We start from the raw sequence: 24160 nt of genomic DNA on the forward strand, positions 1-24160 counted from the left end.
TTTCGTTAAAGCATTAACGTTCAAATATCTTATCTATTTTATTCTGCAATATTAATCATTTTTCCTGCAATTACTCTTAAGTTCCACAAAAGAAAACTGCAAGTGGTATTCTTCGTAAAAGTCTAAAGCAAAACTAAGAGCGCTTCGGTCAATTCTGCCGCAGCGCTCTAAACCCAGGGAAATTCCATAAGTTAGTTCTAATAGTGCAATAATACAGGAAGAATCATAGGGCGTCTCCGAGTCTTATCCCATAAGTATTTGCCAAGACTGTCGCGAATATTTGCTTTTAAGACCCCCCATTCTATTTGATCTTTCTGAAGTTGTCTTTCCAAGGTATTCGTTACTTCCACCTTAGCTCCGTCCACTAAGATTTCAGCTTCTTTCATAAATGTAAATCCTCTGGAGATAATATCTGGCCCAGATATTATCTTATAGGGCTTAGCTTTTGAAAGCGCGGCTACAACCACAACTACTCCATCTTGCCCCAATTGTTGACGATCTCGTAAGACAACCTGTCCTACATCGCCCACACCCAGCCCATCGATATAGACACTTCCTGCTTGAACATGTTCACCAAATTCCATTCGATCTGGAGAAAGTTGAACACGTGAACCTAGCTGAGTGATGGCGATGTCTTGATCAGTATAACCAAGGGAATGTCCAATTCTTCTAAATCCAACTTGATGCCGGATTTCACCGTGATGTGGTATAAGAAAACGTGGTTGGACGAGACGAATGATTAGTTTAATTTCTTCTTGATTGGCGTGTCCGGAAACATGGACCTGCCCCATTTCCTTAGTAACGACTTCAGCACCGAGCTGATAAAGATGGTTGATCGTCTTGCCAACTAGTTTCTCGTTCCCTGGAATCGGCGTTGCCGCCATAATGACCATATCCCCGGCTTGTACATTGATCTGACGATGGCTCCGTGTTGCCATTCGTGTCAAAGCTGCCAGGGGCTCTCCTTGACTTCCAGTAGTGAGCACAAGTAATTTCTCAGAGGGCATATTACCAACCTCAGCACTGGGAACTAAGATGCTCTCATCCGGCAGTTTCAGATACCCTAATTCTGTTGCTGTTCGAACGACATTTTCCATACTTCTTCCTACAACACAAACCTTGCGTCCAATATCGGAGGCTGCATCAATCGCTTGCTGAATTCTGTGGACATTCGAGGCAAAGGTTGCCATAATAATCTTCCCTTTAGCCCGTTCGAACCACTCTCGCAAGGACTTCCCAACCGCCATCTCTGAAACAGTTACGCCGGGTCTTTCTGAATTTGTAGAGTCACAGAGCAGTGCTAGTACCCCTTCCTGCCCCCAAGCAGCTAGTTTTCCCAGGTCCATGTCCTGACCGTCTATGGGAGTGTAGTCTACCTTGAAGTCTCCAGTGTAAATCACTCGCCCCACTGGGGTAAGTAGAGAATACCCTACAGCATCAGGAATACTATGAGTTACCCGAAAGGTTTCTACAAGAAATGCCCCTGCTTGGATGGGTTGGCCTGGCTCTAGAATGTGCATTAACGTTTCGGGGTAAGGGGTTCGTTCCTGAAACTTAGCCTGTACTAATCCCATGGCTAACTTAGTTCCATAAATAGGTATATTCAGTTTGGGCAAAATGAAGGGAAGCCCACCAATGTGATCTTCATGTCCATGAGTAATAAAAAGGCCTTTAATACGATCACGGTTTTTCTCTAAATAGGTTATATCAGGAATTACTAAGTCAATACCAAGCAGTTCTTCATCCGGGAACTTTACTCCCCCATCAATTAATACAATAGAATCCTCATATTCAAAAACAAGCAGGTTCTTACCAATTTCTCCGGTTCCTCCCAGGGGAATTACACTAAGCTTTGACGTCTTATTGGGCAACACAAAAAACACCTCCTATGTAGCACTAGATTTACTTTGCCCCATTGAAGGTGTTTTCATGTTTAAATTAAGAACATCTAAATTTAAAAGGCTCCAACTGACTACTGTTACTACTGTGCCCGTTGCACATAGCTTCCCGTTCTTGTATCAATAATCAGGACATCCCCTTCATTCACAAAGAATGGGACTTGCACTATAGCACCTGTTTCTAAGGTTGCGGGTTTTGTTCCACCGGTTGCCGTATCTCCCTTAACTCCTGGTTCAGTCGCTGCAACCGCCAGTTGGACTGAATTTGGCAGATCAACTCCGATAACCTGTACCCCGAAGAAAAGGACCCCTAATGTCATATTTTCTTTCAACCACTTAACACCGTCTCCAATTTGAGCTTCTGTCAGAGAGGTTTGCTCATAGGTTTCCTTATCCATGACAACAAAGTGTTCTCCATCTTTATAGAGGTAGTCCATCTCGCGTCGCTCAACATGCGCTTTTTCAACTTTTTCACCGGCATTAAACTTTCGCTCAACGACTCCACCTGTCTTGACATTTTTTAGTTTAGTACGCACAAAGGCTGCACCTTTACCAGGCTTAACATGTTGGAACTCAACCACTGAAAATACATCACCATCTATTTCAATGGTTAAACCTGTCTTAAAATCATTTGTAGAAATCATGTTTATCTTCCCCCTAATATTCTTACTCTAAAATAATAAAGTCTTTCGGTGCTTTTGTTAAGACTTCACAACCGTTTTCAGTTACTAAGACGATATCTTCAATCCGAACGCCGCCCCAATCTGGAATATAGATGCCTGGTTCGACGGTAATAAGCATGCCTGGTTCCAGAATGCGCTCCTCACGCTTATTGAGATTAGGACCTTCATGGATAGCCAACCCCACGGAATGTCCCAAGCCATGTCCGAAATAATCTCCGTAGCCGGCTTTTTCAATAATCCCACGGGCTACAGCATCAACTTCTTTTCCAGATCGCCCTGGTGCAACTGCTTGAATCCCTGCCAATTGTGCGGCCAAGACAGTTTCATAAACATTGCGATGCTTGTCCTCAGGATCACCGAGAAACACGGTTCGTGTAATATCCGAGCAGTAGCCCTGATAAATAGCTCCAAAATCCATTGTCAGGAACTCTCCTGATTGAATTCGCTTCAAACTAGCCGTTCCATGAGGCATAGCTGAACGGATACCTGAAGCCACAATAAAGTCAAACGAACCTCCACTTGCCCCGGCACGTCTCATCGAGAATTCTAAGTTTAGCCCAATTTCTTCCTCAGTTTGCCCGATTTCGATGGTCTTTAATACTTCGTCAAAGGCAGCGTCTGCAATCTTCACAGCTTGCCGAACCAGCTCGATTTCGGAAGCATCCTTTACTGAGCGCAAGTAATTAACAAGGTCTGGCAAAGATAAAAGTTCTGCTTGTGAAAAGGCATTTTTCAGTTTGCCAAAATCCAGATATGTGATGAAGTCCCCCTCGAACCCAACCCTCTGAGCCCCTTGCCCAATCTCTGCTAACTTTGTAAAGTGATCATGTTGTCCAGCATCAACAATTTCAAAATCAGGAGCCTGCGCCTTAGCTTGTTCTATGTAACGAAAGTCGGTTAATAAAAGGGCTTTTTCTAAAGTGATATACAGGGTTGCTTCTCCACCGGAAAACCCGCTTAGATATCGTCCATTTTCTGGGCGCATCACAACATAAGCGTCTATATTATCCATATGCATCGTTTGACGCATTTGTTGTAGGCGACTCATTAATGTCTCCCCCTTTTCGTTGTTCGTGGTTGTAGTTTCATGTTAAAATACCAAATTCAGGGCTTTGAGTTTCGAACTTGGTGTTTGATGGCATAACGCATCGCTAATTCATAACTCTCTGCACCAAGACCCGAAATTTGTCCGATACAGACCGGGGCGATCATTGAATTGGCTCGAAATGCTTCTCGTGCATGTATATTAGATAGATGCACTTCAATAGTTGGAACTCTCACTGCACTAATAGCATCCCGAAGGGCATAACTAGTATGCGTCCAAGCCCCAGGATTGAGAATTAAAAAATCAGCAGGTGTTAAGGCTTGAATCCAATCTAAGAGAACTCCCTCATGATTGGTTTGCCGACATTCGGCGCTTATTCCTGCCTCATTTGTTAATCTTAACATTTCCTGATCAATCTCTGCCAATGTGCTTGACCCGTAATGTTCTGGTTCACGCAGACCCAATAAATTTAAATTAGGACCATTGAATACCCATATCTTACCCAATTAATCACTTCCTCAACTCACCTATAAAATTTTAACACAATTTCCTACTGTAGCATAGTATTTTCCACTATGAGAGTATTTTACTTAGAATTATTTGCTCTGAAAATAATTTAGGTTTGTCATCCTGAGCTCATTCATCAGTGGTACCGCGAAGCGGTATGGAGATCTTTATAACTTGCACATCAGCTGTGATTTAGCTTCTAGTATATGAATGGAGAAAAAGGGTATGTAACGAAACTATTAGGTTTCATTACATACCCTTTCTGATTTAAGTTCGTGTTACTAAACATGGGTTTTACAATAGCCTTGGCCTACTTACCCTACTTACTGGCTACACTCAAAACTTTAGCTCTACCAACCTAACTGTTAAAACGTCGGTTGCGCTCCTTGGCCATATTGAGGGGCATTACCGAATTGGGTTTGTTGGCTTTGCTCCTGCTGTTGAGGCTGAGATAGCTGCGGAGTTGTTTGTTCTTGGGTTTTGGTCTGTACCTGCATTTTGCCTTGTTCTGCACTATCTCCATTTCCACTCACTAGGCGAGGGGAGAGCACGACGTTCAAGTTACTCAACATAATTTGTACTTCTGTAGGTCCACACGGTCCTGCTGGCTGAATTTTACGTATCTCAGTTCGAGGGAGGATTAAATGAATCTCATGGGGGGTTTTAGGTTCACCAATCCGCTTAAGACGAACACGGACTCCTTCAACTTCCATTTCAACTTCATCTAGATATTCCCCTGCAAACTGATGTGCTACATTCTCACTAATATCTGCATATTGTTCTACGCCCTTACTTCCTTTAAATTCGGGAAGAACAATCTTTTGTCCAATTTGAAGTCTAAGTGGATCAACATTTGGATTGACCATTAAGAAATCCTCACAGGTCCCACCCAAACGTTGAGCTAAGGCATGGAAATTATCCCCGGGTTGAATGCAATATTCCCTACCCATCACACATCCCCCTCCTCTCCATTAGACTATGGAAAACAGGGAATGTCTTGTTACAAATTGTTTCAATACTTTCCTTGATTTACCTTACAATCCCCATATAATCTCCTGAGCAAAAATAAATCTGCAGAAGAGCTTCCCCACCCTCCTTAGCTAACACTACCTCCTGAGCATGAACGCTTACCTCTTGCATTTCCTCAAGTGCTTTGAGAGCCGAGACGATCCCCTGCCATTGGCCGTGTAAGCGCAAGCGAACTAAAGAGTAATCTATACTTGCACCTTTTCCAACTTCTCTCCGCTCCCCAAAACGCTCGACATTTAAGGAAACCACGTCCACACCTTGGTTTACAAATTCACCACGACACAGCTCGATCATAGCGGGTAACTGATCCATCGTGGGGATATCGGCGCCAGTATAGGTTACTCCCGTCTTTAATACTTTTTCCCAATGAGTCTTCTCTTCTCGTAAGGAGTCTAGTCTGTAATACGCAGGTTGCCAAAGCATTATAAACATGATGACAACACAGGCAAAAACCCCCACGATGATACCCCTTAGACTACGTAGGGAAAGACGCCGCCACAGGGGATTTGTAGAAGATTTAGCGATTGGTTTAACCTTTATCTCACTTAAGGAAAAAGCCATAAATACCGCCCCTACTCACTAATTTTGCTTTCCTTTGCACTCAAGGCGAACTCGACCATGTTTTGGTTCGTTATTCTAAAGCTAGACAAGGCGGGGTCTTCCCAGCCCAAGTCTCGCAAATTTCGGATCATGTCCTGAACAATTTTGGACTCATTGGCGCTTCCCCGCACAGAGAGGATACCTTGTTTATAACCCACCTGCTCAATCTTAAGTTTCGTGTCAGCCAAATCTTGAACCGAGGCGAGTCTCTTTCCAATTTCGCCCGGGTGTACACTTACCTTATTCCAGGCCTTTGCTAGATCAGTCTGAAGTTCGTTCTGCTCCTCGAGCCTTATTCCTTCACGTGAAAGCAGAGCAACCTCCTGCTGCAAAGGAGATGCCATATGTAAGAGGGAGATCCAGAGCAAGGTTCCCACCATGAAAAGTGCTACCGCGAAAAACGCTAATCCTAAATAGGTTTGCTTTACCTTATAGTCTTTAATCGGCTGCCACCAAAGATTAAACCCGGGACGATGTGAGGAGATTCTCAGAGCATACCCAACCGAGACCTCACCAAACCCAGGGTTCTCTCCAATCCCCTTCTGCCATGTGTCGGGGATATCCTTCAACCTAGCTCTATGAACGGTAAAATCCTGATAGGAAGCGGATAGCCTCTGAGCCAGCTTATCAAGCACCGAGTTTCCACTCCAAACTATGCGTCTTAAGTTAAGGTCCGGGTACTGGGTTCGGTGGTAGAAGAGGAACCGCTTAATTTCGTTTTCCCATAGTTCAATCTGTTCTCTTAGGGCTTCCTCACTCCCATCCTCAAAAGGGGGAAGGGATAAAGCACGAACACTATCCGGAACAGTTCCTCTAAACAAAACCAATTGTAAACCTTTAGGCTCCTCCTGAAGGTAGAGCACGTCTTCATTTGCCTCAAAGCCTAAAGCCTGTCCAACAATAGACAAGCCAAAATCTACTCCACTTATTATAAAGCCAGCTTCTTTGAAGATAAAAGCATACTGCTCGAGTATACTTCGTCTAGTCGCACCTAGCAAAACTTTCAGGCTTTTGTTCTTCTCCTCCCCAAGGACAAAGAAATCATAGAACAAATCCGACCTTGCTATGGAAATCTCTTCATCGACTAATAAAGAGATGGCAGATTTTCTGTCACGTTTGGGAAGCCAAGGGAGGGTATAGGCCTGGATAAATCCTTGTTGAAGAGAAATAGCCAAATATCCCATCTGATTGTTCACAGGTTTCTGTGACCCATAGGTTGATAAAATGCCGATCAAGGCGCCTTCGTCACGCACGGTTCCCTGTTCGATGATTCCAGTCGGTATTGGTATACGGTCAAATTTGACTACGGTAGAACTATGACCGAGTTTCGGAAATCGAGGGACCGAAAACCAAAACGCTCGAATTTCTGAATCCATTATTTCAAAAACCACTGAACTCTTCTTCATGGTTCACCTCCCCAAATCGAGGTTAGAGTTCGAAGTTCTAGTTAGATTTCATGCCCGTGCATCGTGCATCGCGATTATCTAACCCACGCCCAATACCATTCAAAGAGCTGGCTTCCCCATAATAACGCCAGTATCGCCCCTAACGCTAGATAGGGTCCAAAGGGGATCTGTTGACGAAAACTCTTCTGTGCAGTGATAAGTTGCAAACTCCCAACCACAGCCCCTATAAGACTTCCAAGAAAAACTGCTAGAAAGATTGAAGGAAATCCTAGGAAGGCACCCATTGCCGCAACCAACTTTACGTCCCCAAGACCCATTCCTTGGGGATAAACAAGGGCAATAATCAAGAATAAACCGCCTGCACCCAGGGCACTAAGTAGGCTCTCCCAACCAGTAGGATTTCCTGGAAGGAAAAAGGCACCTAATAAACCGAGACCTAGAAGGGGAAGGGTAAGCACATCCGGTAACCGAAAGGTGTCAAAGTCAATATAGGATAAAACGATTAGAACCGCTACAAAGACCAGGTTTAAGAATAATCGAGCCGAAGAAATTTGCGAATAGAAACTTAAGGATGCGGTAAGAAAGAAGAGGGCGCCAGTTAGAAGTTCTACAGCAGGATAGCGCCAAGAAATTGATGTGTGGCATTCACGACATTGCCCTTTTTGAATGATAAAGCTAAAGACAGGAATCAGTTCCCAGGCCCGTAAGGCATGTCCGCAAGCAGTACAATGAGAACCCGGGGATACGATGGATTCTCCACGAGGAACACGATAAATGACCACGTTCAGAAAACTCCCAATCAGAAGCCCTAAGAGCCCTATTGTTATACTTATCCAATCCAATGAGGTACCTCTTTTCAATCGATTTACCGCTATTTTCACTGATGGTCATGGATGACTTGAGAATGGGGGTAGTATATAGTTTTTGCAGCAGATAATATTGTTAGTTAGCAGAAGTCCAGAGGACCTCATCTAAAGCCGCATTATACGCCCGAACTTCGGCGCCCAATCCATTTCCAAACAAATAAATCATTACTATATTCGTAGGCTCGTCATCTTCTATTACAAACAGGGTTTCATCTGTTCCATCATCAAGTAGGGATTTAACTCCGAAACCTTCTTTACCTTCTGCAACCTGCTGGGTTGTCGTTTTGTCCAGCTTACTTATGTATTTAGGAATGAGTTTAGTACTTGTTACTGTTCCTCCGCTCGCTGATATTTCTGTACTTTTTGGATACATCCCATTTTCAACCTGATAGCGATCTAAAGCGGCTTTAACTTGATGCGCTGTCGCCACATCAGCTTTTTGGCGTGCATTTGCCGTACTTGAGGCTAATTTCGGAATCGCAATAGCAGCAAGCCCTGCAATAATAATGATGACTGCCAATACTTCAATTAAGGTAAACCCTTTGTCCCGCTTGAGATAATTCATCATATTTTACCTCCTTCACATCATAACGACCGGGCATAGCCCACTTACTTTTTCTAAGGTAATTCGCCATCTGACCTTTGGCCTCTGACGTATGTCCTTTGATTATGCCTCAGATTGCTGTTATTAAAGATGTGAACTAAGATCAAAAACAGGAAGCATGACACCCCCAGCTACTAGACCAATTAGCCCAGCCAAAAGGAGAATAAGAGCGGGGCCAATCATTCGGGTTAGACCGTCGAGCTTACTTTCCAGTTCACGGCGGAACATTTGAGTGACATATTGCAGCATTTGATCTAACTGCCCTGCTTCCTCAGCAACTCCGATCATTTCAGCTCCTTCCTTGGGAAAAATTTTGCTGGCACGCAACAAAGGCGCCATTCGCTTCCCTTGACGAACATTTAATACGAGTTGGTTCGTTAACTCCAGCATCTCCGGACTACGCAACATTCCTGCTGTGAGGCGTAGTGCTTCTAGTAAGGGAATTCCTGCGCTTAATAAGCGACCTAACATACGACTGAACTGAACAAAATCCCGATAGTGGTAGAGCTTTCCGATGAAGGGACTTCGTCCTACCAGGTTCCCAACAAGAATTCTCCATCGATCTTGGTTCGTGAATTTTAGAATCAGTAAACCCCCACTAACCAAACCAACCAAACTCCACAAGAAGAGGGGAAGTTTTTGACTGCTGGCAAAAATGACCTTAGTCAAAAATGGCAGTTCTGCACCACCTACACTTAGGAAGAGTTTTTCGTACATTGGAAGGACCCAAACAGAGAGGATGTAGACTACTAGGACCACCGCAGAGAACAATAACATGGGATAGGCTAAAGCGGACTTAATTTTTTGTTGATATTCATGCTCTTGATCTAATTCATCCGCCACTTCACTAAGGGCCTTTCCGACGGTTCCCGTGTATTCCCCTGCTTTGATCATCGAAAGCATAAAGGAGTTGGGGGACGGGTTAAGGCACGCTAAAGCCTCTGACAAGTCGCTCCCTGTTTCCACTCGGTTCTTAACACTATTCCATTGTTCCTGGACTTGAGTAAATTTACGTTCATGAAAGGTCATCAGATCCAAAGCCTGAAGTAAAGGAATCCCCGCTTCCAGTAACGTGGATAACCGGCGGGCGAAGCTACTCCACTTAAAATTCACTTTGGATGAGAAAAAGGTCTCCCAATTTAGAGTTGAACGTACCCATACAGGAAAGTAACCGTCTTTCCGCAGGCGTGCTTGAACCTCAGAAATCCTTTCTCCCATCCATACTCCGTGCAGGATCTTTCCATTTAGATCCACCGCTTTCCAGATGAATCGTTGCCTGCTCATCTCCGTAAGCTATCAGGGTTCTGTAACTTTTCCCGCGCAACCTCGTAAGCTACTAAACCTCTTTGAACTAAATCCATAATTGCCTTATCCATGGTTTGCATCCCTAACTTGGCATTGGTTTGAATAACCGTCGGAAGTTGATGAGTTTTTCCCTCTCGTATGAGGCTGCGAACGGCTGGGGTAGCTGTCATAACCTCTATAGCAGCGACTCTTCCTTTGCCATCTGCCCTAGGAAATAATTGCTGGGACATAATTCCCTGTAGAACTGCCGCCAGTTGCACACGGATTTGTTGCTGTTGATGGGGAGGAAAAACGTCAATCATACGATCCACTGACTGGGTGGCATCATTTGTATGAAGCGTACTGAAAACTAAATGTCCGGTTTCAGCAGCTGTCACGGCAGTCGCAATGGTTTCTAAATCTCGCATCTCCCCGACTAAAATCACGTCCGGGTCTTGCCTTAAAACGGCGCGGAGAGCATTCGTAAAGGAATTAGTATCGTTACCAACTTCTCGCTGATTGATTAAGCTCAGCTTGTGCCGATGTAAATATTCAATGGGATCTTCGATGGTTACGATATGACATGCCCGTGTGCTATTAATGTAATCCAACAAGGAAGCCAATGTTGTCGATTTACCGCTTCCCGTGGGGCCTGTTACCAGAACTAATCCTTTATGTAACTTTGCTAACTCAATACTTACGGGGGGGAGTCCCAAGTCTTGAGGGCTTGGGATCACAAAGGGAATCAAGCGTATAACCACCCCGATAGATCCCCTTTGGCGAAACATATTCACACGATAACGTCCAACACCGGGGAGACTATAGGATAAATCTAATTCACCACATTCGGCAAATCGTTTAGCCTGAATTTCATTCATCATGGATTTGGCAAATTTCTCTAATTCCGCCTGAGAAAGCTTCGCCATGGCTTGTTGCACCAATGAACCATTAATCCGTAGTACTGGGGGACTCTCCACCGTTAAATGAATATCTGAGGCCTTTTTTTCTCCAGCCAAGACCATAAGTTCTTGAAGTGAAATCATCGTTTTTGTCTCCTTATCCTTCTATACTCGAGGTAACTCGTAATACTTCCTCCACCGTCGTAAGTCCTTGGATCACTTTTAACAGACCATCCTCGTACACAGTAAGCATCCCGGAAACGATCGCTTGCTGTTCAATGTCTCTGGCATTTTGCACTGAAAGTACTAATTCTTTAATCTCCTGATCATAGAGCAAGAATTCATGTATACCAATTCTCCCCCTAAATCCGGTCTCCAGACAATCGAGACATCCCACAGCACGATACAGTTGGGAGACTGAGGTCGGAATTCGAAGTGCTCTTTTCTCAGCCTCTGATACCTTATATAAGGTCTTACAGTGTTCACATAATCTACGCACTAAGCGTTGGGACAAAACTCCACTAACCGCTGAGGCTAGCAAAAACGGCTCTACCCCCATATCAATAAGTCGAGCTAAGGCCTCAGCTGCTGTGTTTGTATGTAGGGTTGATAAAACTAAATGTCCTGTGAGGGAAGCGGTGATGGCAATTCGTGCGGTTTCTTCATCTCGGATCTCACCAATCATGATGACATCGGGATCCTGGCGTAAGCTATGTTTCAACCCGACAGGAAAGGTGAGCCCCGCCGGAAGATTGACTTGCACTTGGTTTACCCCTGTTAGTTTATATTCTACAGGTTCTTCAATCGATATAATATTTTGCTCCTCAGCATTTAACTCCCTGAGCAGTGCGTAAAGGGTCGTGGTCTTACCACTTCCTGTTGGCCCGACCACTAACAGCAGACCATTGGGGCGTTGCAATAAAGTCTGGACCCCTTTTTCGACCTCTGACCTCATCCCTAAATCATTGAGTGAACGTTGAGCCATCTCTGGATCTAAAATACGTACCACAATTTTCTCTCCATACACCGTTGGCATGGAGGACATTCGAAGATCAACTCTCCGAAGTCCCGCACTAAAGGTCATTCGCCCATCTTGTGGAAAACGGCGCTCTGCAACATCCATTTGTGCCATGACCTTTAAACAGGAGACGATACTTCGTGCAACCTTTGCAGATAGATCATGTTTTCTAATTAATTTGCCGTCAATACGATAACGCACGACAAAACCACTATTTCGAGGTTCCCAGTGAATATCGCTGACTCCTTGCACAACTGCCTCATGTAATACTGAATACACAAATTTAAGGGTTGGGACCTCACCCTCTTGAGGGTCGAATTCAGTTGTTTCAGAAGACTCCATGGACCAAATGTTCTGGTCTTCAAAAACACGGTCTGCGTAATGAACAAGGCGAGCAACGGATTGTTCTACTGTCAAGAACTTACGAATAGCAGCCTCAATGTCCTCAGCCCTGGCGAATACCGGCTCAACATCTAACCCGGTAAGCATTCGAACATCCCTAAGGGCTCGTTCGTGAGTGGGATCAAGCATAGCAACTCTTAAAACTCCCGATCGTCGTTCCAAGGGAATCAGAGTATATCGGCGAGCAATTTCTTCAGGAATTAGGCCTGCTACGGAAGAGTCAATGTTGACTCTAGTCAGATTAACTTCCGGGATGCCCAAATATCGACTGACAGCTTCAGATAACCTTGATTTAGGTAAGACACCCCTACTCATAAGAACATCCACAAGGGATTCTCCATTTTGCGACGCTAATTCTGTTCCTACAGACAATCCCTCTTCATCGACATAGCCCTGAGCGAGTAAAAACTGACCAAATCCATCATAGTTCTGCATGATCGTCACCAATGAAGCTCCTGATAACCTAGGATGATCCAAGTTCCATTCTCCACCTGTAGTCGTTCCTCAATTTTTCGAACAGCAAGCCCGGAAAGTCCTTTAGCCGTCACAATATACTCTCCTTCACTCAATTCTATTAGGATGTCAACCTGCCCCGTTTCGAAGGATAAGCTCCCTCGCCGCAAACCTGGATTAGCCGGTAGATGCGCTTTAGCCCACTCAATCCCCCCCTCAGCAAGGTAAAGGGCCTGCCTGCTTTGGGTCTCCCTTTTTACCATGCGATGCTCCGCATTTGCCTTGAGATAACCTTCCATCCCTAATCCTGAAAACGACGTCAGGAGCAGGAGGATAAGTAGACTAACATAACCTCTAGGCCTTTGCTTGCCGAAATAATTGGACCCAGTGAAGTTATTCAAAAACCCTAAGGAGATAGCCTCTGCCGTATGAGGCATTGCCAAGTCACGATTTGCCCATCTGCATCTGCTTTTAGGACGATTTCCCACAAGCCTGGTTCCACCTCCACACAGTTCCAGCCAGTCACATAACTTGCCACTGGTTGAGAAACCCCCAAGTGTTTCCAATAAAGATCCCTTTTCCCATCCCGGTCTAAGTCATCGATGAAATACGAATCAAGTGTAGGTAAGGGGTTAACATCATCTGGCAAGGGTAAAACCCTCAAGACCCTGGACTCCATTGTCCAATTCACAGTTTCGGCCATCCGGACTGCGTCAGAAACTGTTTTCCCAGCCGTCATGACGGCATAATGCGCTTCTAAGTGATCCTTAAGTGCCCTGGATCCCCGCCACTGATCTGTTAATAAACGCATAGCAATCATTAAGAAAATGCCGGAGATCAATAGGGCAAATAATACTTCCATAAGGGTTAACCCTCGCTCCGAATGTCCCCTCCTATTCAACAGCATAAAGACTCTCCAGTTTGTACTGATAGGGGTTTCCTCGTTCCATCCAATGGACTTCCACCCCGACTTCCAAAAGCTCAGGGCTGTCGTGCCATTCTGAACGGATGAGCCAATGGAATCTCCCGTCGGTTCCTTCCACAATCCCACCTGGGACACAGTCACGCCGAGCAAAATTATCACTCCACTCATGGGCTGCCAGGCGATCCATCTTACTCTGGGCAAGGTTGGCCCCCTCCATTAGATTCGAGGCTTGGCCTGATTCATATAGCGCTCCCACCGTCAATCCAAAAAGGGCTGCAAAACCTAAGGAAAAAAGAAATAGGGCTAGTAACACATCGAATAAAACATATCCTTTCGTAGGTACGAAGTTATGGTTTTTGATGGCATCTACCCCCTTATGGTCTCGCTCAAGAACGTTGTAAGTAAGATGCTAGGAGTTTTTAACTAGCCCCGAAGAATCAAGCTCATATCCCTGCTCTGAATTAAACGGATTAATTGGAATTTCCTTCAAATACGGGCCTTGCCAACGAGTCGAACCCATGGGAGATTCAAGCAAATCTGTAACGCTTAACGGATAAGTTCCAACATCAATCCGGTAAAGCTGGGCAGAACCTTCGATACTCTGTATGTTCGCTCGATTCATTTGCATTCGAAGGTGGTTAGAAGCCGAACTAAAATGCGGTGTGCACAAGATTAGGATCACTCCCATAAGGAATAGGACCACGATAAGTTCCCACAATATAAAACCGGAATGTTCTACTTTCTTCGCCCTTTGCAAAGCCGCTTTTATTCCATATTTCACGGTTCTCAACGTTATTTCACATCTTTCAATGATATAAAAATTATTTTTTACTTATAATTCTTCTTGATTTCTCTATCCATTCTAAAATCCCTTCTTCTCTCGACAGATCTTCCTTGAAAATATGTTCAATTGCCCTTCTCCCTTGTAATACTCTTTATTACTCCATCAACAGACAGATTACTCCTCCGTAAAATGCAAAAATCTGACAAAGACCCTTTGGCCTTTGTCAGATTTCATATAGTTCCCTCGCTCAACTACAGTTAAAACCGCTAAGCTTCTTTATATACTTTGTGTTAAGAAATAACCTTTTGCCAGGCAGCTAGAATTTCGGAATCAGTGCATTCCTTGGAAACAATCGCATGCCCTATTCCCTTAGGCAGGATTAGAATCTTTCGGCCTCCTTGGTTTTTCTTATCCGCTTGCATGCGTTGCAACAAAGCTTGAGGATCTTGTTCTTTAATCATAATCGGCAAGCCAAAAGAATTAAGCAAACGTTTGATTCGATCAACTTCTTCAATGGTCATTAGGCCTTTAGCGTTTGCTAGATAGGTGGCTGCCATAATGCCAATGCTAACCCCTTGCCCATGAGTTATACCGCGATAGTTCATCTCAGTCTCCAAGGCATGTCCGAAACTATGTCCCAGATTTAGTAGGGCACGCACTCCCTGTTCTCGTTCATCTTGGGAAACAATTTTTACCTTGACAGCGGAAGACCGTGTCACCATTTCGCTCCAAATCGATTTTTCCCGTTGCTTGATCCTCTTTTCTTCCTTCTCAAAAAACTCAAAAAGGTCCCGGTCTGCAATCAAGGCATGCTTAATGCTCTCAGCTAAGCCGTTTTCAACTTCTTCCCAAGGTAAACTTTCGAGGGTTGAAAAATCTGTCCAAACCGCTTGTGGAGGATAAAAGGCTCCCAATATATTCTTACCTGCCGGATGATTGACTGCTACTTTTCCACCAATGCTACTATCCACTTGCGCTAACAACGTAGTAGGGACTTGTATCAAACGAATCCCCCGCATGAAGACACTGGCAAAGAAACCCGCCAAATCCCCGATAACCCCACCTCCCAGAGCAATAACCAAGGTTTTGCGGTCGGCTTCCCAACTAAGGGCCGCTGTTGTAAGCTGACTCAAACGTTCTAGAGACTTTTCCGTTTCTCCAGCGGGGACAATTAATTGATCCACACGGTAGTCAAGAAGCCCTTGCTTGAGAGGTTCGGCGTATAAATCAGCTACTACCTGATGTGAAATAATAAGAATGTGCTCTAAGTCCTCAAACCGAAGGTGTATGTAATCGCCTAACTCTTTAAGGGATGACCCTAAAAAAATTGGGTAGGGTTTATCCGCCGTTACTTCAATTTTTGGCCATTTCGCTAAACTCATTCTTCCCCATCCCCTCTAGTAGTGTCAGAATCTCTTTCACCACTTCATCTACGTTTTTTTGCGATGTATCTATGATGAAGTTTGCCTGAGAGTAACACTTTTGCCGTTCCAACCACAATTTCTCGATGGCTTCTCTCGGACCTTTGAGAAGTGGACGGTCGTTTTTATGCCCAATCCGTGCAAGAATTGCTTCTAGGGAAGCATGCAGAGCTATGACGATCCCATTCTGAGCTAAAGCATTCCAGTTAAGGGGGTTTAATACCGTTCCTCCACCCGTTGCAATGACAAGTCGCTCTTGCTGACTAAGCCGTGCCACCACGATGCTTTCTTCTGAACGAAAACGTGTCTCCCCATGCCTCTTGAAAATTTCACTGACACTTAAGCTAGTCACTTCTCCAATTTCATAATCTGTATCAACAAAATCCCAAGCGAGCGACTGAGCTAAGCGTTTTCCGACCGTGCTTTTGCCAGTTCCCATAAATCCAATGAGAACAATGTTTCGCATGGAGATCCTTCCTCTCATATTCGATGTGGGGGTGCGAAGAGTCAAAGCTCTATCCCCAGTAGGGAACTTTTATAATCTTGCCAAGCTGTTTGTAATTCTATAAAGCTATCTGCAGGAAATTTCTCAAGTACTGCTTCGGCAATAACCCAAGCCACTACATGTTCCAAGACTACCAAAGCGGCCGGCACGGCACAGATGTCAGAACGCTCGACAGTTGCCTTAACAACTTCTTTGGTCTCAAGATGTACGGTATCTAAAGGTTGGTAAAGGGTAGGAATTGGTTTCATAACCGCTTGGAGAATAATAGGTTCTCCGTTGCTCATGCCCCCCTCAATTCCTCCGGCATGATTGGAGGCTCTTCTATAACCTTGCCCCTCTTCAAAACGAATTGGATCATGAACCTTAGACCCCAGACGTTCTCCAGCTTCAAACCCTATCCCAAAGGAGATCCCTTTCATTGCTTGCACTGAGAGAACGGCTTGAGCCAATTTGCCGTCTAATTTTCGATCCCACTGGACATGTGATCCCAATCCTGCAGGGACTTGATGCACCTGTACTTCTAAGAGTCCGCCCAGAGATTCCCCTTGTTCCCGTGCAATGCTAAGCCTTTCCCACATCCCCTGTTCAGCAACCGGGTCTCCTACAGACCACTCAGATTGTTCAACTCGCTGCCAGTAGTCTTCCTGTTCCACATAGTCTGCCCGAATACCCCCTACAGCCAGCACATGCCCCCTGATCTCCACTCCAAGGGCATTTAGTACCTGTCTGGCAATACTCCCGATTGCCACCCTCATGGCGGTTTCTCGGGCACTAGCTCTCTCGAGGATATTTCGTACTTCTGTACGATATTTTAGAGCTCCTGTTAGATCCGCATGTCCCGGACGAGGAGTCATAACTTTGCGACTCTCTAAGTCAGCGTCGTCTCTCCAAGTCATGATTTTCTCCCAGTTTTCCCAATCACGATTAAGAATCTCCAAAGCGATAGGGGCTCCAGTACTTAATCCCCCTCTTACGCCGGAAATAAGCTGGACTTCATCTTGTTCAATCGCCATTCGCCCACCACGTCCCGGGCCTCGCTGACGTTTTCTGAGAACCTCATCGACTTGAGCCTTGGAAACTTTCATACCCGAAGGAAGGCCTTCGATAATTCCCACTAGTTTTTGACCATGTGATTCCCCTGCCGTTAAAAATCGCACGTTTGTCCCTTCTCTCTATTCCCTACTTTTCGCGTATGCGCATACCCACTGGGGCAATAATGACACTTTTTTGCTCACCCAATGAATTTTTCAGAGTGATGGTGGTTCCCGCACTTCGCCCTAAAGCGTTAAAGGTTAAATCCTGTGGGGTTCCCAAGAACTCGATCCCATCCTGAAGATAAGTATTTTTTATCAATTTACCTTGTCTGAAAATCTGATAATGGGGATCTCCCATATAATAAAACTTGACCACATAGGAGATATTCTCAGCCAATGCAGCCTGACGGGTATCTCGTATGTCCTCTAATAATTTGGTTGACTCGAAGGCTAGATCTTGTTTTTCAACGTTCACTGGAAGCTTAATAAGTAGATAAAACCCTGAACCCGCTAAGAGAATTAAAACGAGCAATATCTCCAGCAATGTAAATCCTTGATCATCAGCCTTTACTTCGCTCATTTCCCTCTTCCCCTATTTCCACTTGCTTCTACTTACTTTTATATCTCTAAGGCATCTACAATACAAGACCAAGATTCTCAAACTAACAAAACCAAACTTCTATTCACCTTTACTCTTTATAAAACATCCGCTCTAGGAGTCGTTGCTTCAATGCCTGCCGCATCTCCTCGACGGGAGCTTGTCCATCAAACCAGAACTCCCAGGCCAACGCTCCTTGATATAAAAGCATCCCTAAGCCATTCTGGGTACGACACCCCAGTTTCTTCGCCTCTTTTAAAAAAGGAGTTTCCATTGGGTTAAATATGATATCTACAACCAGCGCCTGGGCAGAGATCCCAGTCAATGGAAATGGAAAGGGTTCTCTTTTAAGCCCTACCGAGGTTGTCTGAACTAAAAGGTCTACATCCCTAAGCCACTCTCCTGGAGAAAACTCTCCTGATGTTGCAGTTCCTCCCTGGCCTTGGATGACTTGAGCCAGGTCCTTCGCCTTACCCGGGGTGCGATTAAGAATATGTAAATTCATTCCTTGCTCGGCTAGGGCTAGAGCAATTCCTTTAGAGGCCCCACCTGAACCTAAAAGGACTGCCTTTTTCCCCTTAAATTCCTTAAGTTCCTCAGCCACGGAACGAACAAACCCGTCCCCATCCGTATTGTGTCCAATCAGTTTTCCTTCATGAATTTTAACGGTATTGACCGCCCCGGCACGCATAGCTTGGGGAGTAAGGACATCCAGGTATGCAATAATGGACTCCTTGTGGGGTAAGGTTACATTCCAACCGGAGAAACCCAAGGCCTGGAGACCTTTTACCGCTTTCGCTAAAAGGCCGGCCTGGACCTGAAAGCGCTGGTACTGTGCATCGACTCCCAGGGCCTGATACCCTGCATTGTGCATTATAGGGGAGAGCGAATGCTCAATTGGATCACCGATAACTGCATAATGTTTTTCCACAGATCACATTCCTTTTCTTAACCTTTGAAACAAGTTGAAACAAGAGGATTGTCATTCTGAACGAAGTGAGGAATCTACCCTGTTTAATCCGAAAGCAGGGGTAAAGAAGATTCTTCGCTGTGCTCAGAATGACAAAGTACTTAGTATCGAGTATAAGGGGGACCCTGTACTTATTCTATCTGATACGTAAAAGACATGCGTGTAGTACGAAAAAGGAATGGCCGAGCCATTCCTAGATGCTTAATGAATTTTCGGGCTGAAGGGTTTGGCCGAAGCAAAATGCTTCATGATCCAAACAAGCACCTTCTCCATTCGACGCATAATCCGCGTTCCGATAAACTCATGATCATTAATGGGCGTGACCAAAATCGTATACAAACCGAGACGATTTCCGCCTAAAATATCTGTAAACAACTGATCCCCTATAACAGCGGTGTCCTTTTGTCCGGTTTGCAAAAGTTCCATTCCCGCCTGAAATGCTCTGCGTCGCGGTTTTGTCGCCCCAAAAACAAAGGGAATTCCTAATCGATCAGCAACCACGGCTACGCGCTGCCGCTTACTATTATTAGACACCACACACGCTCGAATTCCGGCAGCCTTAACTTTCTTAAACCAAGCTTCCACTTTGGGACCTACTTCTACATTATTCCAGGGGGTCATCGTATTATCTAAGTCAATAATCAGCCCTCGAATTCCATCCTGATCAAGTTGTTCTATCGAAATAAGATCGAGCGAATTAGCTTGACGTGTCGGTCGAAAATACTCTAACATAGAATCCTCCAAAGCACATAAGTTTATATCATTATACTCTAGAGAATGCCGCAAGAGCAAGTAATGGACTTACCTATTTGAATCAATCTTTCCCATCTCTTCCATCAATTTTTGAATGGCCTTCTTTTCAATCCTTGAGACATAGGATCGAGAAATCTCCAGAGCCTTGGCAATCTCTCGTTGGGTGCGCTTCGGACTGTTCATCAAGCCATAGCGCAATTGAAGAACTAATTTTTCTCGCTTTGTCAGCTTCTTAACAAGTTCGAGCAAAGCCTTTTGCTCAGCCTCGTTTTCAACTTTTAAAGAGATATCCTCTTCATTCGAACCAAGCACATCAATCAATGAAATTTCGTTACCCTCTTTATCCGTACCAATTGGATCATAGATTGAGACTTCGCCGCGGGACTTTTTCAAGGACCGCAAATGCATTAAAATTTCGTTTTCGATACACCGTGCGGCGTAGGTGGCAAGTTTAGTCCCTTTATTGGGATCAAAGGTATTAATCCCCTTGATTAAACCAATGGTTCCAATGGAGATCAAATCATCTCCATCTTCTCCGGTTCCATCAAATTTTTTGACAAGATGAGCTACTAACCGCAAATTATGTTCTACTAAGGTATTGCGCGCGTTTTCAACTTCGGGAGTTAGAGTAAAGGGTTCAGTTTTGCTTTCAGCGAGGATCTTTAAATAACGTGCTTCCTCCTGCTCATTTAAGGGCTGAGGAAATGCATTATTGTTGATATACGAGACTAATAAGGTAACTCCCTTTAGGACAGAGAGTGCAATACTGACAAAAAAGAGTTCCGCAAGCATTATCTCACCCCTTTCGCACTGTGTTTTAATACCTATGCTTAAAGGGAGAAAAATTTGCTTATCCACTTTATTAAATTCGCCTTTGGCATTTTTGAATTTTTGTTTTAAACAATAGTAACTGAACCGCTATAATACGTGCAATTGCATAAATAGAATGCTAATCTTCTTTAAGATAGATACGCCAAAAATCATTCAAAGAACGTTCGACATCCTCATGCTCCGGATTAGGTAAGGCGTTAAATTGACGAACAGACGGATAAGTTATTTGATTCGATTTATTTGCCTTATAGAACATCCAAAAAAAAGTCGTAGTTAGTATAAACACTATAAGGATTATAAGAGTTACGTACTTGATCTTTCTCAACCTTTTGACCCTCTATCCCTTTTTCGTATAATCCACAGACTACCAATCATGAGTAATAATACAACTCCAACAATCATTACATATCCAAGAACTGGTTTTCGCTTAATAATTCCCGGTTTACCAATAAGCGCATCACGAGAAGAAGTCAATGATGTAATACTTCCGTCGTTAGAGATGATACTTAATTGTCCGCTTAACTTCTCAGCGATTGTACTATTAGAGAGAACTTCACTGACTTTACCTAAAGAATCCGTGTTTGTGCCAAGGACTACATAGACTGCTTGTTGTTTATTCCAAGGAGATGAAGACACCTCAATCAGGGCAGCAATATTATTTTCGTCAGGGATAAAACTAACAAAAGGTGCAACCTCATAGCCTCCATCGTGATCCGGCCAAGCTGGGAGATATCCCCTTAATGCATCTAAGCGCTCCTTTTCGTGCTTATAGACGAGCATCACCACAGGACCCTTATCTGCTAACTGATCGGTTTCTGATCCCATCACAACGTTCCAATCGATGATTTGCCCTTTCTGAGCTGCTCGTGCAGCAATTATTGTTGCCAGTGTAAGTTCCTCGGAATCCGGACTTTCGGATAACCACATTGTCGCCTTTATAGTGGATTCCCCTGGATTGGAAAGTATTGGGAATTCTCTTAATTCCCATGAACTATTATATTCCCCTGGAGCCAAATAAATTTCGGTTTCTTTGTTAAGTACGGACCAAGCCACCTCATCATAACGATTCTGACAACCATCTACGTCGATATAATTCATAAATGCAAACCTGATTGTCCAAAAAGATTTATTTAATTCCGATTCCGGAATCTTAACGTGGAGTATACCATGATCGATATTATTCGTATCTAATGGAGTGTTCTTTACTGGAATTTCGTTTATATATACAGTAAGAGCTGACTTTGTAGGATCTAATTGAGCAGAATGCCTGAAATGTACATCAATATAACTCGCGTCACCAGGCCGCCAATTCAGCGGGCGATTAAAGACTATACTAGTGTCCTGATGGAAGATACCTGTCAAAGCAATATCTGAATAACCCAAATCAGATAAGGTGTAGGCGCCAGCTAATCCTACACTATTATTTCGAGGCAAGGTCGGAGCTAGGGTATCTTGAACGAATAGAGAATTACCCTTGATCTGCTGAACAGTCTCAGGACTACTTAGAGTGGAAGTTGCTTTAAATAGACCAACAGGATCAGTACCAGAAATAAGAAGGGTATCCCCATCCCCTTCCTGGTCATATTGTTTAAATGAAAGAATCCCTACTTCAGAGGGCAAATCAGTATTTTCCATGCCCGGCCATTCTTTGAGTTGCCCAAAAAGAATCTTATTTCCACCATCCGCATTAACCTTCCCCACCTTAACTTGGAACTTAAGCGATCGATAACGTTGTTTTACACCCCAATCGGAAGCTGTCTCTAACATCGCTTCGATATTGCTGACAGTCGTATTATTTGGTAAATACCAGATGCTTTGAATGGGTTGCACTGAAATAGGGTCTAGGAAAGGGTAAGGATATGTAGATAAGCTTGTCGGACCCGTTAGTAATTCTAAATGCAAATTCGAGCGTGGAGAAAGAACGACCCAATTCCCCTCATTGTCAATATCCTGACATCTCGATCCGTTTGTACTTTGTTTAGTTGCAATCTCGATTCTATTTATCCCATGTACAAAATTATGAATAGGTAAATCAACCCTCCATGAGCCATTTTCTTTATCCTCATTCGAAAAATGTCGACTCCCTACGGGTATGCCGTTAATGTGAACCGTAATATTAGATGCTTCATAATCAAGGATATCGGAATGAGTATACACTAAATCAAGGAAACAATGTTTATCAGCTTGAGAAAAAGGTTGCAAGGTAAAGTAAAACGATGCATGATTAAAAGGTGCCTTAAATACTTGCTCACTAGAAAAAAGACTCAAATTGGAAATCTGCAACCTTTGACTTTCTACCGCCCTAACTGTACCGGGAAATAGGATTAACAACAAAGACCACAAAGCCATTAAAATCAGTTTTTTAGACATTGAAACTAACCTCCAGACCGTTCAGTCTTGTACCAAAGTGCCTTTGAACCTGATATACGATCACTCAAGGCTGCAAAAGCTGCCTTCAAGACAATAAAAAGCCAGAGCTGACAATAGGTAAAATACATTAGACAAATAAGCAGTAGATTTTGGACAGTTCCCTCCCCACTTTCAAAGTTTACAGAGATAAATGTTTCAAAGATAAACATGGCATAGGCCAGTAGCCAAATAACAGTAAATGGTCCCGTTAAAGTAAGTCCACTTTTACCCAATAACCCTAGGACGAAAATTAGATCTGAAATAATTATGGCAAAAAAGAAAATCCCATAGGTAAAGAAAAAATAGATAATATCTCCGGCGATTCGTTTATTACTCAATTTAAAGATGTTCCTCATATAGTAGTTGATTACCCATAAGTTTCCACGAGCCCAACGGGTCCGTTGCTTGATCCAAACACCCCATTTCTCGGGTTCTTGCTCCCAAGTCACAGAATCAGGTATCCAAGTAATATGATAACCCTGATCATAAACCCGTACCGTCAACTCGGTGTCCTCGGTCAAAGCATTAATGTTCCATCCCCCAATTTTCTCCAATATACTTCGCCTTATAAGAAAGTTTGTACCAGTAATTGTAGTGAGGCCAAAAAGACTGCAACGTCCAGCTTGAACGATCCATTGAAAGTTAAGAGTTTCAATGTTTATAAAACGAGTAAGCATATTAACATCTCGGTTACGAGTACGAAATTTTCCTACCACTGCCCCTATAGAAGGGTCGTTTACTATTGCCTCAACCAACCTACGAACAGCGCGCCTTTCCGGGGTATTATCGGCATCATAGATAACAACATACTCTCCATATGAAGCTAAAAAACCTTGGTTAAGAGCATTTGACTTTCCCTTGGCTCCCAAAGGAGGGTTAATTGTGACTACCTTTAGAAAAGGATATAGTTTCTGCTTTTCTGCCAATACATTACCTGTACCGTCAGTAGAACTATCGTTTATAACGATAATTTCTATACACTCTTTTGGGTAATCTAATCTAGCCAAAGCCTCTACGGTACGACCAATGACCCTTTCTTCATTATGAGCTGGTATAAGGACTGATACGATTGGGTAAACTTGTAGATTGTCAAGCTCTAAATTCGCTTCATCATAAAATGATGACTTAAACCTTTGATACCCAGCATAGGTAAGAATTACGTGGTAAAGAAGCAGCAACCAGATTGCTACAATGGTTGAAATAAATAACCAATCCGCCAAAGAAAGACTCCCCATT

25 protein-coding genes are annotated in these 24160 nt (G+C 43.8%); all 25 read right to left on the reverse strand.

Translation table 11 applies throughout. The features are described from left to right. Nucleotides 1–197: 197 nt before the first annotated feature. The 25 genes from HGJ98_RS10385 to HGJ98_RS10505 all read right to left on the reverse strand — a co-directional run bounded on the left by HGJ98_RS10385 (nucleotide 198) and on the right by HGJ98_RS10505 (nucleotide 24159). Nucleotides 198–1874: a ribonuclease J gene (locus HGJ98_RS10385; protein ID WP_291351101.1), complete on the reverse strand. Its 1677-nt coding sequence runs from the start codon at nucleotides 1872–1874 to the stop codon at nucleotides 198–200. A gap of 107 nt (nucleotides 1875–1981) precedes the next feature. After that, a complete protein-coding gene (gene efp / locus HGJ98_RS10390; protein ID WP_291351102.1) occupies nucleotides 1982–2542 on the reverse strand; it encodes an elongation factor P in 561 nt (186 codons plus the stop codon). A 22-nt stretch (nucleotides 2543–2564) separates the two neighbouring features. Next, entirely contained in the window at nucleotides 2565–3629 is a 1065-nt protein-coding gene (locus HGJ98_RS10395; RefSeq protein WP_291351104.1) for a Xaa-Pro peptidase family protein, read from the reverse strand. 56 nt (nucleotides 3630–3685) lie between these two features. Next, entirely contained in the window at nucleotides 3686–4132 is a 447-nt protein-coding gene (gene aroQ, locus HGJ98_RS10400; protein WP_291351106.1) for a type II 3-dehydroquinate dehydratase, read from the reverse strand. Between the two features lie 366 nt (nucleotides 4133–4498). Beyond that, on the reverse strand, nucleotides 4499–5083 hold the full coding sequence (locus tag HGJ98_RS10405; protein WP_291351107.1) for a LysM domain-containing protein: 585 nt from the start codon (nucleotides 5081–5083) through the stop codon (nucleotides 4499–4501). A gap of 79 nt (nucleotides 5084–5162) precedes the next feature. Further along, entirely contained in the window at nucleotides 5163–5723 is a 561-nt protein-coding gene (locus HGJ98_RS10410) for a hypothetical protein (RefSeq protein WP_291351109.1), read from the reverse strand. An 11-nt stretch (nucleotides 5724–5734) separates the two neighbouring features. After that, on the reverse strand, nucleotides 5735–7168 hold the full coding sequence (locus tag HGJ98_RS10415; RefSeq protein WP_291351111.1) for a competence protein ComA: 1434 nt from the start codon (nucleotides 7166–7168) through the stop codon (nucleotides 5735–5737). A gap of 74 nt (nucleotides 7169–7242) precedes the next feature. After that, on the reverse strand, nucleotides 7243–8010 hold the full coding sequence (locus HGJ98_RS10420; RefSeq protein WP_291351113.1) for an A24 family peptidase: 768 nt from the start codon (nucleotides 8008–8010) through the stop codon (nucleotides 7243–7245). 100 nt (nucleotides 8011–8110) lie between these two features. Continuing rightward, nucleotides 8111–8599, reverse strand: a complete 489-nt coding sequence (locus HGJ98_RS10425; protein ID WP_291351115.1) for a type II secretion system protein — start codon at nucleotides 8597–8599, stop codon at nucleotides 8111–8113. A 123-nt stretch (nucleotides 8600–8722) separates the two neighbouring features. Beyond that, nucleotides 8723–9922, reverse strand: a complete 1200-nt coding sequence (locus tag HGJ98_RS10430) for a type II secretion system F family protein (protein ID WP_291351117.1) — start codon at nucleotides 9920–9922, stop codon at nucleotides 8723–8725. Further along, entirely contained in the window at nucleotides 9919–10965 is a 1047-nt protein-coding gene (locus tag HGJ98_RS10435) for a type IV pilus twitching motility protein PilT (RefSeq protein ID WP_291351119.1), read from the reverse strand. The genes HGJ98_RS10430 and HGJ98_RS10435 overlap by 4 nt, the downstream gene beginning before the upstream one ends. A gap of 13 nt (nucleotides 10966–10978) precedes the next feature. Beyond that, nucleotides 10979–12676: a GspE/PulE family protein gene (locus tag HGJ98_RS10440; RefSeq protein WP_291351224.1), complete on the reverse strand. Its 1698-nt coding sequence runs from the start codon at nucleotides 12674–12676 to the stop codon at nucleotides 10979–10981. A gap of 5 nt (nucleotides 12677–12681) precedes the next feature. Beyond that, nucleotides 12682–12957, reverse strand: coding sequence for a hypothetical protein (locus tag HGJ98_RS10445; protein ID WP_291351121.1), 276 nt, complete (start codon nucleotides 12955–12957; stop codon nucleotides 12682–12684). A gap of 143 nt (nucleotides 12958–13100) precedes the next feature. Then, entirely contained in the window at nucleotides 13101–13601 is a 501-nt protein-coding gene (locus HGJ98_RS10450) for a type II secretion system protein J (RefSeq protein WP_367142716.1), read from the reverse strand. Continuing rightward, nucleotides 13588–13932, reverse strand: coding sequence for a hypothetical protein (locus tag HGJ98_RS10455; RefSeq protein ID WP_291351125.1), 345 nt, complete (start codon nucleotides 13930–13932; stop codon nucleotides 13588–13590). The genes HGJ98_RS10450 and HGJ98_RS10455 overlap by 14 nt, the downstream gene beginning before the upstream one ends. A 96-nt stretch (nucleotides 13933–14028) precedes the next feature. Continuing rightward, a complete protein-coding gene (locus HGJ98_RS10460; protein ID WP_291351226.1) occupies nucleotides 14029–14400 on the reverse strand; it encodes a type II secretion system protein GspG in 372 nt (123 codons plus the stop codon). 293 nt (nucleotides 14401–14693) lie between these two features. Continuing rightward, nucleotides 14694–15785 (reverse strand): 3-dehydroquinate synthase, encoded by a 1092-nt coding sequence (aroB, locus tag HGJ98_RS10465; RefSeq protein ID WP_291351127.1) that lies wholly within the window; start codon nucleotides 15783–15785, stop codon nucleotides 14694–14696. Next, complete coding sequence (locus tag HGJ98_RS10470; protein WP_291351129.1) at nucleotides 15757–16290, reverse strand: shikimate kinase; 534 nt, start codon at nucleotides 16288–16290, stop codon at nucleotides 15757–15759. The genes aroB and HGJ98_RS10470 overlap by 29 nt, the downstream gene beginning before the upstream one ends. A gap of 41 nt (nucleotides 16291–16331) precedes the next feature. Then, nucleotides 16332–17486: a chorismate synthase gene (gene aroC / locus HGJ98_RS10475; protein ID WP_291351131.1), complete on the reverse strand. Its 1155-nt coding sequence runs from the start codon at nucleotides 17484–17486 to the stop codon at nucleotides 16332–16334. A 22-nt stretch (nucleotides 17487–17508) separates the two neighbouring features. After that, nucleotides 17509–17943, reverse strand: coding sequence for a prepilin-type N-terminal cleavage/methylation domain-containing protein (locus HGJ98_RS10480; RefSeq protein ID WP_291351133.1), 435 nt, complete (start codon nucleotides 17941–17943; stop codon nucleotides 17509–17511). 109 nt (nucleotides 17944–18052) lie between these two features. Then, on the reverse strand, nucleotides 18053–18892 hold the full coding sequence (gene aroE, locus HGJ98_RS10485; RefSeq protein ID WP_291351135.1) for a shikimate dehydrogenase: 840 nt from the start codon (nucleotides 18890–18892) through the stop codon (nucleotides 18053–18055). Nucleotides 18893–19132: 240 nt separating this feature from the next. Beyond that, nucleotides 19133–19663: a YqeG family HAD IIIA-type phosphatase gene (locus tag HGJ98_RS10490; RefSeq protein WP_291351137.1), complete on the reverse strand. Its 531-nt coding sequence runs from the start codon at nucleotides 19661–19663 to the stop codon at nucleotides 19133–19135. A gap of 69 nt (nucleotides 19664–19732) precedes the next feature. Beyond that, complete coding sequence (gene sigK / locus HGJ98_RS10495) at nucleotides 19733–20476, reverse strand: RNA polymerase sporulation sigma factor SigK (protein ID WP_291351139.1); 744 nt, start codon at nucleotides 20474–20476, stop codon at nucleotides 19733–19735. A 360-nt stretch (nucleotides 20477–20836) separates the two neighbouring features. Continuing rightward, on the reverse strand, nucleotides 20837–22885 hold the full coding sequence (locus tag HGJ98_RS10500) for a cellulose biosynthesis cyclic di-GMP-binding regulatory protein BcsB (RefSeq protein WP_291351140.1): 2049 nt from the start codon (nucleotides 22883–22885) through the stop codon (nucleotides 20837–20839). A gap of 5 nt (nucleotides 22886–22890) precedes the next feature. Further along, nucleotides 22891–24159: a glycosyltransferase gene (locus HGJ98_RS10505; protein WP_291351142.1), complete on the reverse strand. Its 1269-nt coding sequence runs from the start codon at nucleotides 24157–24159 to the stop codon at nucleotides 22891–22893. Nucleotide 24160: the final 1 nt, after the last annotated feature.

Source organism: Desulfosporosinus sp. (assembly GCF_014237355.1).
In the GTDB taxonomy this organism is placed as follows: domain Bacteria; phylum Bacillota; class Desulfitobacteriia; order Desulfitobacteriales; family Desulfitobacteriaceae; genus Desulfosporosinus.

Excerpts from the sequence above, each read along its gene's own strand:
- HGJ98_RS10500 (WP_291351140.1), bottom strand. The coding sequence starts at position 22,885 with ATGTCTAAAAAACTGATTTTAATGGCTTTGTGGTCTTTGTTGTTAATC.
- HGJ98_RS10480 (WP_291351133.1), bottom strand. The coding sequence starts at position 17,943 with ATGAGCGAAGTAAAGGCTGATGATCAAGGATTTACATTGCTGGAGATA.
- HGJ98_RS10425 (WP_291351115.1), bottom strand. The coding sequence starts at position 8,599 with ATGAATTATCTCAAGCGGGACAAAGGGTTTACCTTAATTGAAGTATTG.
- efp (WP_291351102.1), bottom strand. The coding sequence starts at position 2,542 with ATGATTTCTACAAATGATTTTAAGACAGGTTTAACCATTGAAATAGAT.
- HGJ98_RS10450 (WP_367142716.1), bottom strand. The coding sequence starts at position 13,601 with ATGCTGTTGAATAGGAGGGGACATTCGGAGCGAGGGTTAACCCTTATG.
- HGJ98_RS10445 (WP_291351121.1), bottom strand. The coding sequence starts at position 12,957 with ATGGTAAAAAGGGAGACCCAAAGCAGGCAGGCCCTTTACCTTGCTGAG.
- HGJ98_RS10435 (WP_291351119.1), bottom strand. The coding sequence starts at position 10,965 with ATGATTTCACTTCAAGAACTTATGGTCTTGGCTGGAGAAAAAAAGGCC.
- HGJ98_RS10410 (WP_291351109.1), bottom strand. The coding sequence starts at position 5,723 with ATGGCTTTTTCCTTAAGTGAGATAAAGGTTAAACCAATCGCTAAATCT.
- HGJ98_RS10490 (WP_291351137.1), bottom strand. The coding sequence starts at position 19,663 with ATGTTAGAGTATTTTCGACCGACACGTCAAGCTAATTCGCTCGATCTT.
- HGJ98_RS10415 (WP_291351111.1), bottom strand. The coding sequence starts at position 7,168 with ATGAAGAAGAGTTCAGTGGTTTTTGAAATAATGGATTCAGAAATTCGA.
- HGJ98_RS10470 (WP_291351129.1), bottom strand. The coding sequence starts at position 16,290 with ATGCGAAACATTGTTCTCATTGGATTTATGGGAACTGGCAAAAGCACG.
- HGJ98_RS10395 (WP_291351104.1), bottom strand. The coding sequence starts at position 3,629 with ATGAGTCGCCTACAACAAATGCGTCAAACGATGCATATGGATAATATA.
- aroB (WP_291351127.1), bottom strand. The coding sequence starts at position 15,785 with ATGAGTTTAGCGAAATGGCCAAAAATTGAAGTAACGGCGGATAAACCC.
- HGJ98_RS10440 (WP_291351224.1), bottom strand. The coding sequence starts at position 12,676 with ATGCAGAACTATGATGGATTTGGTCAGTTTTTACTCGCTCAGGGCTAT.
- HGJ98_RS10405 (WP_291351107.1), bottom strand. The coding sequence starts at position 5,083 with ATGGGTAGGGAATATTGCATTCAACCCGGGGATAATTTCCATGCCTTA.
- sigK (WP_291351139.1), bottom strand. The coding sequence starts at position 20,476 with ATGCTTGCGGAACTCTTTTTTGTCAGTATTGCACTCTCTGTCCTAAAG.
- HGJ98_RS10430 (WP_291351117.1), bottom strand. The coding sequence starts at position 9,922 with ATGAGCAGGCAACGATTCATCTGGAAAGCGGTGGATCTAAATGGAAAG.
- HGJ98_RS10505 (WP_291351142.1), bottom strand. The coding sequence starts at position 24,159 with ATGGGGAGTCTTTCTTTGGCGGATTGGTTATTTATTTCAACCATTGTA.